Below are 16,527 nucleotides of genomic sequence, written 5' to 3' on the forward strand. Positions count from 1 at the left end.
AAGCCCCGTCATGCGCCAAGTCCTTTGACGATCTGCGACATGCCCATGTAGCGCGTGTAGACGGCGGCGAAGAAGCCGAGCACGACGAACAGCACGATCGAAAGCGTGGCGCCCATCGGCCAGTTCAGCTCGCCCATGATGGTGTCGTAGATCAGGTTGCCGAACAGCGCGTCGCGGCCCGAGCCGAGAAGCTGCGGCGTCACATAGCTGCCGGCGGCCAGCACGAAGCAGAGCAGCAGGCCCGCCGCCAAGCCCGGCAGCGACAGCGGCAGCGTGACCTCTCGGAACGCCTGCGCGCTCGTGCAGCCCATTGAGCGGGCCGCCGAAATCAACGTGCGATCAATGCTCTCCAGGCTGACATAGACGTTGAGGATCATGTAGGGCAGCAGGAAGTGCAGCATGCCCAGGATGACCGCGCCCTCGTTATAGAGCATCGGCAACGGCTCGTTGATGATGCCCATTTTGAGCAGCGCGACATTGATGACGCCCTGTTCGCCTAGGATGTTGATCCAGGAGAAGGTGCGGATGGTGAAGCTGATCCAGAACGGCACGATCAGCAAAAGCAACAGCAGCCATTTGTGCTTGAAGGTCGTGGCCCAGATGAAATAGGCGGGAAAATAGCCGAGCACGCCGCAGAGCAGCGCCGTCATGGCCCCGACCCTCAACGTCTTCAGAAGGAAGCCGTGATAGTAGCTGTCGGTGAGGAATTCGTGCCAGTTCGCGGTCGTGAACGCGCTCGTTTCCACGCCGGCGGTGACGAAGGTGAAGAAGGTGTAGGCGCCCATCACGGCGATCGGCAGCACCAGGAAGAAGATCAGCAGCAGGAGCACCGGCGCGACGAGCATCCAGGCCAGCCGTGGATCATACAATGTCCATCGTCGTTTCATGAGCACCCGGACGTCCGCGCTTTCTTTGAAGCGCTGTTTTGTTCCCGGTGCCAAGATTGGGTGATTGGAGGCGCGATGTCTACAGTCGGCGATTGAGCCAGTGGACTTCAACGCCTCGCCGGCTGCGAGAGACGTCGAAATTTGTCGGTAGACGGGGTCGCTGTGCAACCCCGTCTGCAACCTCGATCGACAAACACGTCGAGGACGGCTGGCCGGCGCGCCTCAGCCCTTCGAGATGCCGCGCGCGATCAGGCGGGCAAGGCGCTCGGAAAACGCCCTGGCGTCGGCCGGCTTGTCGCCGTCGAGCACGCGCGCCTCGTCGTAGAGAAGGTGGGCGGCGTCATCCTTGAAGGCCTGCTCGTCGTCGCCGAGGCCGGCGAGCGCCAGGACGCGCTCGTGGCGCGGGTTGATTTCGAGGATCGGTTTGGCCGTCTTGTCGAGGCGGCCGGCGGCGTTGAGCAGCCGCTCGAACTGCCGGTCCGGACCATGTTCGGGCGCGACCAGGCAGACCGCGCTTTCGGTCAGGCGGTCGGAAGGCTTCACATCCGACACGGCATCGCCAAGCGCCGCCTTGACGAAGGCGAGGAAGCCATCGACTTCGGGCGTCGCCGCCGTGTCCGGCTTCTTCGCTTCATCGAGCAGCGGGATCTCGGAAAGCTCCGCCCCGCCCTGCGTCACCGACTTGAACGGCTTACCGTCGAACTCCGGCGCCATCGACGTCCAGAAACTGTCGACCGGATCGGTGAGCAGCAGCACCTCGATGCCGCGTGCCCTAAAACCTTCGAGCTGCGGCGAGGCTTCGAGCCGCGCGCGGTCGTCGCCGGCCATGAAGAAGATCGCCTTCTGGCCTTCCTTCATCGCCGAGGCATAGTCGGCAAGGCCGCGCCAGCCTTCGCCAGAGATGGTCGAACGGAAGCGGGCGAGCTTCAAGAGCTGCTCGCGCCGCTCATGGTCCTCGTAGAGCCCTTCCTTGAGGACGACGCCGAAATTCTCCCAGATTTTGGCATAAGCCTCGGCCTCGTTCTCCGCCAGCTTGGCGAGATCGCCGAGCACGCGGTTGGTCAGGCCCTTGCGGATCGCGGCCAGCAGCGGGCTTTCCTGGATCATCTCGCGTGAGACGTTGAGCGGCAGGTCGGCGGAATCGACCAGCCCGCGCATGAAGCGCAGGTAGCGCGGCAACAAGTCGGCCTCGTCGCTGATGAAGACACGGCGCACATAGAGTTTCATGCGGCCCTTGCGGTCCTGGTCGAAGAGATCGAAGGGACGCGAGCCGGGCACGAAGGCGAGCACGCTGTATTCCTGCCGGCCTTCGGCGCGGAAATGGATGGTGGCGGCCGGCTCATCATACTGGCCGGAGAGGCCACGGTAGAAATCGGTGTATTCCTCGGGCTTGATCTCGCTCTTCGGCCTGACCCAAAGCGCCGTGCCATCGGCAATATCGCGCGCCTCGGCGCCGGGTTTCTCGATGAGCGTGATCGGCACCGGCACGTGGCCCGACTGCGATTTGGCCAGTTGCTCGAGCCGGTAGGATCCGGTGTAGGACACGGCATCGTCCATCAGATGCAGCACGACGCGGGTGCCGCGTTTGGGTGCCGCTTCGAGCGGGGCGGGCGCGATCTCGTAGGAACCCTTGCCGTCGGACGACCAGCGCCAGGCCTCGTCGCTCCCCGCCAGGCGGCTGATGACGTCGACGCGGATCGCCACCATGAAGGCGGAGTAGAAGCCGACGCCGAACTGGCCGATGAGCTGCGTGTCTTCGCTGGCATTGCCGGCGCCGACGCGCTCGATGAAGGCGCGCGTGCCCGAGCGCGCGATCGTCCCCAGCGCCTCCGTCATGTCGTCGCGGCTCATGCCGATGCCGTTGTCCTCGACGGTAATCAGCTTGCTGTCGGCGTCGGCCGATATCGAGATGCGGGGTTTCGGATCGTCGGCCAGCAATTCGGGATGACTGACGGCCTCGAAGCGCAGCTTTTCGCAGGCGTCGGCGGCGTTGGAAATCAGTTCACGAAGGAAGACGTCCTTATCGGAATAGACCGAGTGCACCATCATGTGCAGCAGCCGCGAAACATCCGCCTCGAACGCCTTGGTTTCCGTCGCTTTTGTGTCTGTCGTCATTGCCGAGTTTCCCACGCTGTTCATCCGCCCGCCGCGCCGTGGCGCGTTCAGGACGTCCTTTCAACCATTTTCAACCGTGCTGGCAACCGCGTTCAGCAAGGCCAGCGCGCCGACAATATCGTCATGGGGTGCGCAGGCCGCAAGGGGGCGGAAACGGCGCTGACAGCGAAATAGCCGATCTTCCCCCGTGGGGGAGATTGACAGCTTCCGCGCCCTACTTGCCCGCCATGTGGTCGGCAAGCGTCTGCGCCTGGGCAAGCAGTGCGGGGAAGACGGGGTTGTCGGGCAGGTTCTTGGCCATGCAGGCGCGGAAGTCGCTGTCGCCTTTTGCCCAGGCGGCGTCGGCGGCATCGGATGTATTGTCGTCGCCGTCGCCGGTGGCTTGCTTGACCAGTTTCTGCGCGGCGGCGTCGGCGGCGGTCCAGACCGCGTCGCAGGCCGCGATCTTCGGGACGGGGGGCGTCGCGGGCGCCTCGGCGATCATGACGCTGTTGCCCCTAACGAGCGTGACGACGAGCTCCTGGTCGTAGTTCGGCCCGACATCCTGTGCCCAGCCGCCGAGGCGGGCAATCGCCATGTCGGCGCCATCGGGCGTCTTCAGGGTGAAGTCGAGCGTGCCGGTGAAAGCGGCGTCGCTGCCGATGGCCTGGGTGTAGAAGGCATCGAGCTTCAACGCCGCGTCGAAGCTGGTGGGCAGTTTGAGATCGGCGTCCGTCTCGGCGGCGCGCGATTGGAGCCAGCGCTCGACTAGCCCGCGCGTCGATACCACGATGCTGGGGCCGTCCTCGGTGCCGTGGCGCAGCCCGTCCAGCATGCCAAAGCCGACATCGGAGGAACTGAGGCTTTCGATATTGATCGTGCCGGCCGCCGGAAAACCCTTGACCGTGAAAGGCCCGAGAAGTGCCGAAAGGCGCTGCTCGAGATCGGCGCGGGCCTTTTCACTGGCAGCATCGAGTGTCTCGACGGGAGCGTTCGCGCTTTCCATCGCCGCGATGGCTGATACCGCCTTGTCGCGCGCGGCGATGTAGTCTTCCTCCGGCGAAGCGGCATAGGCCGCACCGGCTGCCAGCGCGAACACCAAAGTCCAGACCAGACGCATCGTGGAACCTCCGTTTTTACAAGCTCTTCGCGTGGCTTGGTGGCGATAGTGCGGCGGTGAGGCCTGGCGAGGCGTTGCAGATATCGGAGTACCAGGACAGCCTTCGCACGGTGGGAGGCCGTCATATGGAGAAGGACAATGAAACCTTCCGATTTCCACGCCGTTATGGCCGTTGTGGCAGACATCAAACCCAAACCGAAGCCGGCCGGCGGCGCCAAGCCAAACGGTGCCAGCAAGCCCCGCCGGGAGAAGGCACCCGATGTCGAGGCCGCCTCCGAGGTCGTGGGCGAGGCCGCACCGCCGCCAGCGGCGGGGGAACCCGATCCGCAACTGAGCCCCGAACAGGCCGAGCAGGCGCGCAAGAAATATCTGCTGAAGCGTTTCTGGATCAGCGCGCGCGGTTATTGGAACCGGCGCGGCGACAAGCTCGCCTGGCCATTCACGATCGGACTCCTGATTATGATCTGCGTCAATGTCGGCTTCCAGTACGGGATCAATGTGTGGAACCGCTCGATCTTCGACGCCATCGAACAGCGCAATGCACCGACCGTCTATTTCCTGAGCGCCGTGTTCGTGCCGCTGGTGCTTGGAAGCGCCAGCCTCGTCGTCGCGCAGGTCTATCTGCGCATGACCATCCAGCGCCGCTGGCGCTCCTGGCTCACCACATCGGTCATCGGCCGCTGGCTCACCAATGGCCGCTACTACCAGCTCAATCTCGTCAGCGGCGATCACCAGAACCCGGAGGCCCGCATCGCCGACGATCTGCGGATCGCCACCGAATCGCCCGTCGATTTCGTCTCCGGCGTGCTCAACGCTTTCCTGGCGGCCTCGACCTTCATCGTCGTGCTGTGGACGATCGGCGGCGCGCTGACGCTGCCGATCGGCGGGGCCAACATCACCATTCCAGGCTTCCTCGTCGTCACCGCGGTCATCTATGCGGCCATCACCTCCACCTCGATGGTGGTCATCGGCCGGCATTTCGTCGAACTCTCCGAGCAGAAGAACCAGGCGGAAGCGGAATTTCGCTACACGCTGATGCGTGTGCACGAAAATGGCGAGAGCATCGCCTTGCTCGGCGGCGAGCAGGAGGAACGCAGCGGCATCGACAGGACCTTCGCCGGCGTGCTGAAGCGGTGGGCGATGCTTGCGGGCCAGCACATGCGCACGGCGCTGGTCTCGCAGGGATCGAGCCTGTTCGCGCCCGTGGTGCCGGTGCTTTTGTGCGCGCCAAAATTCCTTGAGGGCTCGATGTCGCTCGGGCAGGTCATGCAGGCGGCATCGGCCTTTGCCATCGTGCAGGGCGCGTTCGGATGGCTGGTGGACAACTACCCGCGTCTCGCCGACTGGAACGCCTCGGCACGGCGCATCGCCTCGCTGATGATGTCGCTCGACGGGCTCGAGCGCGCGGAAGAGAGCGACGCGCTCGGGCGCATCACTCGCGGCCAGACCAAGGACGATACGATGCTCAGCCTCAACAATCTCTCCGTGTCGCTCGATGACGGCACCGCCGTGGTCAAGGAAACCGAGGTCGTGATCCAACCGGGCGAGCGGCTGCTGGTGGCCGGCGAATCCGGTACGGGCAAGAGCACGCTGGTGCGGGCGATAGCGGGGCTGTGGCCGTGGGGTGGCGGCAGCGTCGATTTCCACCCCGGCAAGCGCTTGTTCATGCTGCCGCAGCGCCCCTACATTCCTTCGGGCACGCTGCGCCGGGCGGCCGCCTATCCAGGTGCCGCCGACGACTGGACGGTTCCACAGATCAGGGCCGCCCTCGACAAGGTGGGGCTCGCTTATCTCGGCGACCGGATCGACGAAGAGGCGCCATGGGACCAGACCCTGTCGGGCGGCGAGAAGCAGCGGCTGGCCTTCGCGCGGCTCCTCCTGCACGCGCCCGACATCATCGTGCTGGATGAGGCAACGGCGGCACTCGACGAGAAGAGCCAGGACAGGATGATGGAGACCATCATCCAGGAATTGCCCAATGTGACCATCTTGAGCGTGGCGCACCGGGCCGAACTGGAGGCGTTCCACAGCCGCAAGATCACGCTCGAGCGGCGCAAGGGCGGCGCCAAGCTCGTCAGCGATATCGATCTTGTCCCGCGTCGGCGCAGGGGCTTGCTCGGCCGCGCCTTGTGGGGTTCCGGTGGGCGGGCCGAAAAGCGCGGCGCCGCCCGTAAAAAGACTTGATGGTCGTCAGGCGAGTTGGGCTTCCGCCGGGATGGGGCCGGCGCGCCCTTCCATCAGGCGCGCAATTCCTCCCTGTGCGCCTCCGCGAGGTCGGCCATGCTGTCGAAGCGGAAGTCCACCTTCGGCATGTCGCCGGGATGCATCGTGGCCCCAAAACCCTGATCGGCGTGCCGGCGGTGGATCCAGCACGATGCCAGGCCCAGCCGGTTGGCGACGGTGTGATCGTGGAACAGGCTTTCGGCCGTGTGCAGGACCTCCTTGTCGCCAATCCCGAGCGTCGCAAGCTTTTCAAGCATATAGTCGAAATTCCGGGGCGACGGCTTGTAGGAGCCAATGTCCTCCGCCGTGTAGATCGCATCGAAATCGACGCCGAGCTTCCTGTTGCTGAAGGAGAAGCTCGTATTGTCGACATTGGAGAGGATGATCAGCCTGTAGTGCTTCTTGAGGTATTGCAGGGCGGCGGCGGTGTCGGCAAAGGCCGGCCAATCCTTCACGCTTTGGCCATAGGCGATGCATTCCTCCGGCGTGGCCACGACGCCCCATTCCTCGGCGAGCCGTTTGTAGACGACAGCGAGAAGATCGCAGTAGCGTTTTTGCGGCGTCCAGTTCTGCTGGCTGGATTCATGCCTTGCATGCGCCTGCAGGATCTCGTCGCGGCCGAGGCCGCGGCCAACCCGTCCGGTCAGCGGCTTCAGGGCTTCGATCATGCCGGATTCCCAATCTATGAGGGTGCCGTAGCAGTCGAAGGTCAGGGCCTTGAAATCAGTCAGCTTCATGGGGTTCACTCCCTTGGGGTCCACGGTTGGTTTGGTGCGGGATCACGACAAATCGGCCGGTTGCCCGATCGGGCCTAGACTTGTCTCGCCCTTGGATACCGTGCCGCGCGGCGACGTCAGCCAGACGCCGAACAGCGTCACCGCAAGGCCGAGGAACATCGCCGCCGAAAGCGGCTCGCCGAAGAGCAGCCAGGCCCAGAGCATCGTCACCGGCGGGCTGAGATAGATCACGCTGCTGACCTGCGCGGCGCTGTGGAGGCGCAGGCTCACATAGTAGACGCCGTAGCAGAAGAAGGTCGAAAACAGCACCAGCCAGGCGATGCCGAACCCGAACCGGCCATCAAGCGGCGGCATCAGCCCGCCATTCCAGCCGGCGCAGGCGGCAAAAAGCATCGCCGCCGTCATGCATTGGATGCACAGGCTCTGGTGGATTGGCATGTCGATCGTCCCCATCCGTTTCTGCAGCACGGTCACCAGGGCGAAGACCATCATGGACGCGATGGTCACCATATATGCCCAGGCCGGCGCTGTCCCGAGACTGAGGCTGTTGAGCGAGACGATCAGCACACCCAGCGCCCCGAGCGCCGTTCCGGTCCATTGCCTCGATGTCAGCCGGTGGCCCAGGATGGGCTGCGACAGTGCCGCGATGGCGAGGGGGACGAGGTCGGAGATCAGCGCGACAAGGCCGGTCGGTACGCGCTGGCCGATGGCAAGCGCGAAGCCGCCGAGATAGAGGAACATCATCGCCACGCCGAACGCCATCTGCCGCATCAGGGCGCGTGCGCCGATGCGCGGCCCGACCATGAGCGCGAAGGGCAGAAGGATCAGTCCCGACATCAAGGTCCGCCAGAACAGCACCAGCATGACACCGGCACTCTCGCTGGCGTAGCGGATGCCGACGAAGCCGGAACTCCAGCTTACGACCAGCGCGGCCGCCATGAGCGGCCAGGCCAGGCGATGGGGCTGATGTTTCGGGAGCGTCATGCGGTCATTCGTTGAATGGGTGCGGGGTTGAATGCGTGCCGGGGCGGACTTATGGCGGTGCGCACGCATCTGCACATGACAAATTTCGATGCATCCATGAAATTGCCACTAAATCTGGCATTTCAATTTGCCTGCGAACAGGTTCTGCGCGAGGATTTGGGAGCGCCGCTTTCGTTTCAAACGAGGATTGTCATGGCTGGAGTGATGAGCCGCCGCCTGGATGTCGATGCCTTGCGGGCGATGGTGGCGATCGAGAAACATGGCGGCGTCACCCGCGCGGCCGAGGTGCTGGGCCTGTCGCAGTCGGCCGTCAGCCACAAGATCAGGCGGCTGGAAGCGAGCCTCGACTGCGAAATCCTCAGCCGCAAGGCCAATGCGCCGATGTTCACTAGTTCAGGGCAGGATCTGCTGGGCTATGCCAGGCGCATCCTGGGCATCCATGACGAGGCGATCCTGAGCCTGTCGAAAAGCACGCTGCAAGGAAAGATCGCGTTGGGGATGACCGAGGATACGACCTGCACGGACCTGTCGCGCATTCTTGGCCGGTTTCGCCGGCTCTACCCTGAGGTGAGCGTGCGCACGCAAGTGCGCATGAGCCTGGCCTTGCAGAAGCTGCTGGGCGAGGGGGCACTCGATGCGGCCATCATCCAGGTGTTCCAGCACGAGGTCCGGCCCACCGACATCCTGCTCTTCCGCGAGAGCCTGCATTGGGTGAAGTCGCCCGAGCTGATCCTGTCGAAAGGGGATCCGGTCCCGTTCCTGTCCTTCGACGACAACTGCTTCTATCGCCGCTGGGGCCTCGATCTCGGTCAGGACGAGGGAACGGTGTTCGAGATCGTGTTCGAATGTTCGAGCGCGGCCGGCATCATCGCCGGCGTGACCTCCGGGCTCGGCGTCGCGCTGCTCAGCCAGCGGCACCTGCAGCCCGGCATGGAGATCGCCGACAAGCAGTTCCCCAAGCCTCCGGACCTCGCCTACGTCATCCGCCGCGCCCGCAACCCCCGCAACCCCGCGCTGGAGACGCTGGTGAAGGAGATCGAGGCCGAGGTGAGACGCCACGGGACGCTTCAGATCGCGGTGTGAGGGGATGGCGGAGAGGCGTGGGCGTTCTGGATTCAAGAAAGTCTTGCTTTTCCCTCCATGAGCCGATCGATGCTGGACGTCTGCTTTGCGCCGCATCCATGGCATGCGCGAGGTCAATCGCTGATCCGAGCCGTCGGCAAAACGGGAGCGTGGCGCCTCAACGCCTTGCCCGCGCCGCCTCAGTCAATCCGAACGCAACAGTCCGCTTCCTGCGGTGGCGGCCTTTTGAATTTCACACGGCAGCGGCTGGGATGGGTTGCGGAACGCAAGGAACGAGTCAGCCGGCGTTCGCGTTATTTAAACTCGAACTAATGGAGGTAACCGTGAGAAAGCTGATATTGGCATCTGTGCTCGCGCTTGCTGCCACAGCCGCTGTGACTTCACCAACCAAGGCGCAATTTCTGTTCTCACCGTTCGGTGGTTTTTTTGGTGGTTTCGGAGGCCCGCCATTCCCCTACCGGCCCTATTACAATCCGTATTACAACCCGTATTACGGCCCATACTACGGCTCGTACTACCAGCCATATCGACCGTATTTCCGATACCACCACAGGTATTATCACCGGTACTATTACCCGCACCGGCATCACCACCACAGACGACATCACAGGCACTACTATCGGTAGCTACGGTTGAGCCGTTGGTCAGGTCGACGAACCCTGTCAGACGCGTTGGCAGGGAAGGAGGTCAAGCCCTCGCCATTCACCCGCTCATCATCTGGCGCGGTTCTTCGCGGACGGCTGCGATCTGTCCATGCCTTTCGATCCCTGGGCCGCTTTGACCAACCGATCCAGCACTGGGAAATCTTTCAAATCTCGATAGGGCGTCAGGTCGAGGTCGTGAGGGACGGCCTTCACCTTCTCCTCGTCGATGGGCTTCTCGTTGCTCTTCATCAGGGCCTGGTAGGCCTGCCATGAAACACGGGCTGCGCGGACGGCATCTCGCTCCGTCCGCAGCGCTATTTGGTGGGCATGCAGATAGTGAAGTCGCAATTTGTCCAAGAGCGATTTCTCGACCACTTCATGCGTGACCAAAAAGGGCGCAAGCCTTACGGCCCGGCCTTGCGACGCCATGGTGCGCGGTAAGTGGCGGTCGATATAGACGGTTCGCCCATCCTCGCTGTAACCGGCAAGATAAGGGATATCGAAATCGTGGTTCACCTCGACCCGCCGCTGCAAGGCAAGCACGACGTCTGTGAGGACTGCATTGTCCACATCCTCGGATTTGTGGCGGGCTTCGTCCTCGAGCTTCATCGGCAGCAACCTACAAGCAAACGTGCCACCCCACCAACGAGGCCCTTTCCGCATTGTTCCTTCCGATCGCAATCATGATGATGCCGCGCTCTCTGCGGTCTCGGAAGTCTCCTGTTGGGGGGCGCTCGATGCGGCCATCATCCAGGTGTTCCAGCATGAGGTCCGGCCACCGACATCCTGCTCTTCCGCGAGAGCCTGCATTGGGTGAAGTCGCCCGAGCTGATCCTGGCGAAAGGGGATCCGGTCCTGTCCTTCGACGACAACTGCTTCTATCGCCGTTGGGGCCTCGATCTCGGCCAGGACGAGGGAACGGTGTTCGAGATCGTGTTCGAATGTTCGAGGGCTTCGGCAATTTTTGGTGGCAGGCGATCTCTATCGCCCTGGCACACGCCCCGACAGATGGTGAAAGCAGCTAGCGGTTCAGAGCGAAACCGATAGACCGCCGTCGACGGCCAATACATGTCCATTGACGTAGGCGGCAGCATCTGAGGCGAGAAACACCGCGGCTCCACCGAGTTCCTCAGCCCGGGCCCAGCGGCCTGCAGGGGTCCGCGCTTCGACCCATTTGGTGAAGGCTTCGTCGTTCATTAGCGCGGTGTTGAGTTCCGTTGCGAAATACCCGGGCGCGATCGCGTTGATCGTGATGCCGTGACGGCCCATCTCAGCTGCAGTGGAGCGTGTCAATCCATGCAGGCCCGCCTTCGCGGCAACATAGGCATGAATGGTGGGACGGCCAAGGATCCCTGCAACCGATCCGGTGTTTATGATACGCCCAAACTTGTTGGGCAGCATCAAGCGCACGGCGTCGCGTATCATTCGAAAGCAGGACGAAAGATTGACGGCAATCACCCTGTCGAAATCCTCGTCCTCCCATTCCACCAACGGCCTGCGATGCTGGATGCCAGCGTTGTTGATCAGAATATCCAGACGGCCATGGCGTTCGACCATTCCTTCGAGCGATGCCTTCGAGATCGCCGCATCGGTGACATCGAACGGCAGGGCTTCGGCACCGATCCTTTCCGCCGCTGCTGACAGAGCGTGGATGTCGCGGGCATTGACGATCACCGTCGCGCCGTTCTCGGCAAGTGCCTTGGCCATGGCGAAGCCGAGGCCACGCGAAGCGCCCGTCACCAATGCGACACGGCCCTTGAGCGAGAACAATTGCGACATAGAGGTTCCTGTGGCAAGGGGCGGGAGTTTCCTCCCGCCCTTAGGCAAAAGCACTATTTGGCGACGCAGGTATCCGCTGTCTGTGGAGTACAAACGTCGAGGCCCGTGTAGGTCGGGTCAGCCGGCGGAGCCTTGCCGTCCTTCATATCCTTCAGTGCCATCATCGTCTTGTAGCCCATTTCGAACGGGCGCTGGCCAACCTGCCCGAGGGAGTATCCTTCCTTCATTTGTTCAATTTGCGTGGGCAAGGTATCGGCAACGACCAGCGCCAGTTCCTTCTTGGCGATCTTGTCCTTGTACGGTGCGACCGCAGCACGGTTGGCGTCGGGGATGAACTGCGGGAAACCACCGGTTGGGATGAACGCGTCGAGATTCGGGTTCTTCGCCATGATGTCTTCAAACTGCTGCACCGAAAGAGGAAAATCATCGTTGGTATAGAGCGGACAGCCTTCGATTTCGGTCCAGCCGTTCTGCCCGGTTAGCCGGTCCCCGGGCGAGGCGGCCGATTTGGTGCCCGAAAGCGTATCGCGAATGCCCTGCATGCGTTCATTGTGGTTGGCCGCCGCCGCGCCGCCCGATTGGATGCAGATCGTGCCCCCCTTGGGCTTGACCTGCATGGCCAGCTTGGCAAGGTTCACACCGATCTCATAATTGTGGGTGCCGATATAGGCGGCGCGAAGATCCTTGTTCTCGGGCAGGAGGTCGGAATCCCAGGTGAGCACCGGGATACCGGCTTCCTTGGCGGCCTGCAGCGCAACCGCCATCGCCGCGGCATTCGATGGCGACACGGCGATGCCGTCCACCTTCTTGGCTACGAGATCCTGCACGATCTGAACCTGCTCGTCGCCGCCGCCATGCTCGCCGGGGCCTATATACATGCACTCCACGGCGCCCTTCGATTCAGCTTCGGCTTTCTTGCAACCGTCGCGTGCCTGGTCGAAAAAGGGATTGTTCATGTTCTTCGGTACCAGGGCGAACGTATATTTCGCCTGGGCGCCGGAAACGGCGAGCACCATTGCGCCAAGCGCCACGGCCGCCGTCAGCAGATGTTTTTTCATGTCACGTTCTCCTCCTAGCTGGATGTCCCGCAGGCCTCCCGCCGGCGGGTTTCTAGCGGCCTTTCTTGGGCATCAAGACGGCCAGCGACTTGGCGAGAATGGATTTGCCGCCGGTCTGCATGCCCAGGAGAACCGCAAGAACGATGAAGGCGCCGACGAAGGCACCCTGCCAATTTGAATCGATGCCGGCCATCAGCAGAGCGTTCCTGATCACCTCCAGGAAGGCTGAACCGATGATCGCACCGAAGGCCGTGCCGGCGCCGCCCATGAGGCTGGCGCCGCCGATGACTGTCGCGGCGATCACGCGCAGCTCGTACCCCTGGCCCATGGCGTTGATGGCTGAGCCGTTGTAGCCGAGGAGCAGGAGAGAGGCGAGCGAGGCGGTGAAAGCCGAGAAGACGTAGGCCTCGAATTTGATCCAGTCGACCGGAACGCCGGTGAGCCGTGCCGCGTCTTCATTGCCGCCGATGGCGAAGAGATGCCGGGCCCAGGCAGTAAAATTGAACACGAAGCCGACGATCAGGGCCAGAACCACCATGGTCCAGAATTGCGATGACAGTTCTGGTATCCAGTGCGGTGCCCAGTGCTCGGGCCCATGCAGCGGCCATCTCCACTGACCGATCGCTTTCACGATTGGAGCATCGGGCCCGAATTGGTAGAGCATTTGGTTGGCCGAAAATACAACCGCGAGCGAGCGCGCCGCGGACAGCATGCCGAGGGTGACCACGAAGGATGGCATTCCGACATAAGCGACGAAGAAACCATTGACCGCGCCGCAAGCCATACCGGCGAAAAGGCCGATGGCGAAGGCCACGTACCAGGGATAGTGCCAGGTCAGAAACAGGCCGGCGACAATGACCACGAGGCCCATGATCGAGCCGACCGACAGATCGATGCCACCAGTAATGATCACCACCGTCATGCCGAGCGCCATGATGCCGAAAGGTGCGAAGTTGCGCGTGACGTTGGCGGCGTTTTCGGAAGTCCCGAAGCTCGGTTCCATGGCAGTCATCCAGGTGACGAGTGCAATGAGCGCGATCGTCACCCAGAAGGGCTGACTTGACATCACACTTTGGAGCGCGGTCTTTTCCTTGGTCGGGACGAACTCAGACATGCCCGGTCGGCTGATTTCCCGGGCGGACTCCCTGACACTAACTGACTCCCGAGCACTATTCGCCACGGATGGCCCCCGTTATTAGTCCAGTGATTTCCTCGGGTGATGTGTCGCCGGCATCCTTGTCGGCAACCTTCGAACCCCGCCTGAGCACAATGATACGATCTGAGACAGCGAAAACGTCAGGCATGCGATGGCTGATCAACATGACGCCAACCCCTTGCGCTTTGAGGCGTCGGATCAATTCAAGCACTTCCGCCACCTGACGCACCGAAATAGCGGCGGTCGGTTCGTCCATCAGCACCAGCTTGGCGTTTGAAAGCCGTGTCCGCGCGATGGCTACCGCCTGACGCTGCCCACCCGACATCCTCCTGACGAGGTCGCTCGGCCGGGTTTCCGATTTCAGTTCCTTGAACAGCGATGCCGAACGCTCGATCATCGCCTGTTTATCGAGCACCTTGATTGGCCAGAAGCCCTTCTTCATCTCGCGGCCAAGAAAGACGTTCTGCGCGGCCGTCAAATTGTCGGCGAGCGCGAGATCCTGATAGACGACTTCGATACCTTTGGCCCGCGCTTGGACGGGTTTATGGAAGTGACAAACCTCGCCGTCCACGACAATTTCGCCGTCGTTCGGCGGAAAATTCCCGGCCACCGTTTTGACTATCGTCGACTTGCCGGCACCGTTGTCCCCCATCAGCCCCACGACTTCGCCTCGCTCCACTTGGAAGCTAACGTCCGTCAGGGCCTGGATGGCCCCAAAATTCTTGGAGACGTGGCGAACCTCAAGTACCGGCATCGCGGTCCTCTCCGGACAACATTGCCAATTGTCCCGGCCATATGCAGGACAGCTAATCAGCGAAACGCTTTCAACACAATGATTTATTGGATCAGGATTTCCGGCGATCACCTTAACTGAGACGGCGGGAGAGGTTCGGTCTGGCGGATTGATTTCAGCCCATGGGTGGTGCGGAAATCGATGTCGCCTTCAGCCACCGCATCGCCCGCACCGAGGATGGTGGCGATTTGCGGAGGGTTCGCGACCTCGTCGAGCTTGCCGCGATTGGCGGGATTGGTCACCACCAGCTTTGCGCCGCTGTAGCCCAGGCGATGCTCGATCGCCTTCGGGCCGAAGGCGGTGAACAGCGGCTGGTAGACGGCGCTCGATGCGCCAGGCGCCGAGGATCAGCGCCACCAGTTCGGGAATGCGCGGCAGCATGCCAGCCACGACATCGCCGGGGCCGACGCCCAGCCCCTTCAGCAGAGTGCCGACACGGCCGGACATGTCGGCGAGATCGTCGAAGCTGAATTCGCTGAGCTCGCCGCCGGCCGAGACAGCGCGCAGCGCCAGCGGTTTCCACCGGTGTGCCGGCCGCAGCATTCGACATAGGCGTTGATGCCGGTCGCGGGGTCGGCCCGCAATCTGGCGATCTCATCCTCGATACGAAAGCCCGCAACGGCATCGTCATAGCGCGGCAAGCCGGTCTTTGTCGCGGTCATGAAAATCCTCCCTGACGGCGCTCCATGTCCCATGGCGCGCCGTCGCGGCGACATTGACATCAGACGGCGCCAATGGGCAACGATGGGTGCCTGCTTTGTGTTGACGCAATTCCGGACGGAAAACCGCTACACACTTTTCCTGGAATTGCTCTTACAAGTTCGCCTCGGCGAAGATGCGTGCCGCCCAGTCGAGGAAGACGCGCAGGCGCGGCGAGAGCTGCCGGTTCTGCGGGTAGAGCGCCGACAACGGCGTGGGCGAAGGCGGGTACTCGGCCAGCACTTCGACCAGCGTGCCGTCGGCGAGGTCCTTCTCGAAGCGATAGCGCGGCGCCTGGATGAGGCCGAGGCCAAGCCGGGCGAGGTCGGCGGCGGTGTCGGAATTGTTGGCGGCGACGCGGCCGGGCAGCCTGACTTCGCGCGTCTTGCCGCCGACGGTGAATTCGAAGGGCAGCACTTCGCCGGTGCGCGAGGAGACGAAGCCGACCGCCTGATGGCCATCCAGCGCATCGGGGGAGGCGGGCGTGCCGTGGCGAGAGAGATAGGCGGGGCTGGCGCAGGTCATCTCGCGGATCATGCCAAGGCGCCGCATGATCATGCCGCTGTCGGGCGGTTCGCCGACGCGGATGACGCAGTCGACACCCTCGCGCACGAGGTCGACCAGCCGGTCGCTCTGGCCGATCTGCAGGTCGATGCGGGGAAAGCGGCTTAAAAAATCTGGCAGGCGCGGCAACAGGAAGGTGCGGGTGAGCAGCGTGCTGGCGTCGATGCGCAGCAGGCCGAACGGCTCGGCGTCGCGGAAGGCGGCCTCGGCATCCTCGATCTCGGCCAGGATCGACAGGCAGCGCCGGTAATAGGCATCGCCGTCCTGCGTGGCGTTCACCTGGCGCGTCGTGCGCTCCAGCAGCCGGGCGCCAAGGTGCTCTTCCAGCCGCCGGACCGCTTCCGTCGCGGTCGAGCGCGGCAGGCCGAGATCGGCCGCGGCAGCGGTGAAGCTGCGCCGTTCCAGCACGCGAACGAAGAGCCGCATTGTGTCGAGCCGATCCATGGGCCTTTGTTCGCAGTTTCCGAATAGTGATGTCAAGAGATGGTTGATTATCCGGAAGTTGGCCTCGCCTATATCCGTCTCACCAACAGAAGGAGAGACTTCCATGACATCTGGCCAAACAAGTACGGGACAAACCAGGGCGGCGATCGTGACCGGCGCCTCCAAGGGCATCGGCGCGGCGATCGCGCAGCGGCTCGCCCGCGACGGTATCGCCGTCGTCGTCAACTATGCGCGGGGACAAGCGGAGGCCGAGGCGCTGGTG

At 63.0% G+C, this 16,527-nt stretch carries 14 protein-coding genes and 2 pseudogenes; 4 read left to right on the top strand and 12 right to left on the bottom strand.

Going from position 1 to position 16,527, the window contains the following annotated elements; translation table 11 throughout:
• Window positions 1–8 precede the first annotated feature (8 nt).
• From O7A61_RS17955 to O7A61_RS17965, 3 genes are all read right to left on the bottom strand, one after another.
• Window positions 9–887 carry an ABC transporter permease gene (locus O7A61_RS17955; protein WP_337130932.1) on the bottom strand — a complete coding sequence of 293 codons (879 nt, stop codon included), beginning with the start codon at window positions 885–887 and terminating at the stop codon, window positions 9–11.
• Between the two features lie 222 nt (window positions 888–1,109).
• Entirely contained in the window at window positions 1,110–3,002 is a 1,893-nt protein-coding gene (htpG, locus tag O7A61_RS17960) for a molecular chaperone HtpG (protein WP_337130933.1), read from the bottom strand.
• 214 nt (window positions 3,003–3,216) lie between these two features.
• Window positions 3,217–4,101 carry a hypothetical protein gene (locus tag O7A61_RS17965; protein WP_337130934.1) on the bottom strand — a complete coding sequence of 295 codons (885 nt, stop codon included), beginning with the start codon at window positions 4,099–4,101 and terminating at the stop codon, window positions 3,217–3,219.
• Window positions 4,102–4,275: 174 nt separating this feature from the next.
• Here O7A61_RS17965 and O7A61_RS17970 point away from each other — a divergent pair, with 174 nt between their 5' ends.
• On the top strand, window positions 4,276–6,285 hold the full coding sequence (locus O7A61_RS17970; protein ID WP_337130940.1) for an ABC transporter ATP-binding protein/permease: 2,010 nt from the start codon (window positions 4,276–4,278) through the stop codon (window positions 6,283–6,285).
• A gap of 53 nt (window positions 6,286–6,338) precedes the next feature.
• Here the strand turns inward: O7A61_RS17970 and O7A61_RS17975 are convergent, their stop codons facing one another.
• Together O7A61_RS17975 and O7A61_RS17980 are read right to left on the bottom strand one after the other, a co-directional pair.
• The gene (locus tag O7A61_RS17975; protein WP_337108202.1) at window positions 6,339–7,061 is read right to left on the bottom strand and encodes a haloacid dehalogenase type II; all 723 of its coding nucleotides are present in this window, start codon (window positions 7,059–7,061) and stop codon (window positions 6,339–6,341) included.
• 42 nt (window positions 7,062–7,103) lie between these two features.
• Window positions 7,104–8,045 carry a DMT family transporter gene (locus O7A61_RS17980; protein ID WP_337130935.1) on the bottom strand — a complete coding sequence of 314 codons (942 nt, stop codon included), beginning with the start codon at window positions 8,043–8,045 and terminating at the stop codon, window positions 7,104–7,106.
• A 192-nt stretch (window positions 8,046–8,237) separates the two neighbouring features.
• On the opposite strand from O7A61_RS17980, the gene O7A61_RS17985 reads away from it, so the two are divergent.
• Entirely contained in the window at window positions 8,238–9,128 is an 891-nt protein-coding gene (locus O7A61_RS17985) for a LysR family transcriptional regulator (protein WP_337130936.1), read from the top strand.
• Between the two features lie 713 nt (window positions 9,129–9,841).
• Here O7A61_RS17985 and O7A61_RS17990 read toward each other — a convergent pair.
• Window positions 9,842–10,381 (bottom strand): hypothetical protein, encoded by a 540-nt coding sequence (locus tag O7A61_RS17990; protein ID WP_156938204.1) that lies wholly within the window; start codon window positions 10,379–10,381, stop codon window positions 9,842–9,844.
• A gap of 118 nt (window positions 10,382–10,499) precedes the next feature.
• Between O7A61_RS17990 and O7A61_RS17995 the strand changes: the two are divergent.
• A pseudogene (locus tag O7A61_RS17995) lies at window positions 10,500–10,735 on the top strand (LysR family transcriptional regulator); the annotation flags it as partial.
• A gap of 66 nt (window positions 10,736–10,801) precedes the next feature.
• Here O7A61_RS17995 and O7A61_RS18000 read toward each other — a convergent pair.
• The 6 genes and pseudogenes from O7A61_RS18000 to O7A61_RS18025 form a co-directional block, all read right to left on the bottom strand.
• Window positions 10,802–11,551 (bottom strand): glucose 1-dehydrogenase, encoded by a 750-nt coding sequence (locus O7A61_RS18000; protein ID WP_140508690.1) that lies wholly within the window; start codon window positions 11,549–11,551, stop codon window positions 10,802–10,804.
• A gap of 53 nt (window positions 11,552–11,604) precedes the next feature.
• A complete protein-coding gene (locus O7A61_RS18005; protein ID WP_140713876.1) occupies window positions 11,605–12,609 on the bottom strand; it encodes a sugar-binding protein in 1,005 nt (334 codons plus the stop codon).
• A 52-nt stretch (window positions 12,610–12,661) separates the two neighbouring features.
• Complete coding sequence (locus tag O7A61_RS18010; protein WP_032935349.1) at window positions 12,662–13,723, bottom strand: ABC transporter permease; 1,062 nt, start codon at window positions 13,721–13,723, stop codon at window positions 12,662–12,664.
• 55 nt (window positions 13,724–13,778) lie between these two features.
• Window positions 13,779–14,519, bottom strand: coding sequence for an ATP-binding cassette domain-containing protein (locus tag O7A61_RS18015; protein WP_337130937.1), 741 nt, complete (start codon window positions 14,517–14,519; stop codon window positions 13,779–13,781).
• Between the two features lie 170 nt (window positions 14,520–14,689).
• Window positions 14,690–15,220, bottom strand: a pseudogene (locus O7A61_RS18020) (AMP-binding protein); the annotation flags it as partial.
• A gap of 151 nt (window positions 15,221–15,371) precedes the next feature.
• Window positions 15,372–16,265, bottom strand: a complete 894-nt coding sequence (locus O7A61_RS18025) for a LysR family transcriptional regulator (RefSeq protein WP_337130938.1) — start codon at window positions 16,263–16,265, stop codon at window positions 15,372–15,374.
• A gap of 103 nt (window positions 16,266–16,368) precedes the next feature.
• Here O7A61_RS18025 and O7A61_RS18030 point away from each other — a divergent pair.
• Window positions 16,369–16,527: SDR family NAD(P)-dependent oxidoreductase (locus O7A61_RS18030; protein ID WP_337130942.1), on the top strand; the 159-nt coding region annotated here is incomplete at its 3' end.

It is taken from the genome of Mesorhizobium sp. Cs1321R2N1 (genome assembly GCF_037179725.1).
Taxonomy (GTDB): domain Bacteria; phylum Pseudomonadota; class Alphaproteobacteria; order Rhizobiales; family Rhizobiaceae; genus Mesorhizobium; species Mesorhizobium salmacidum.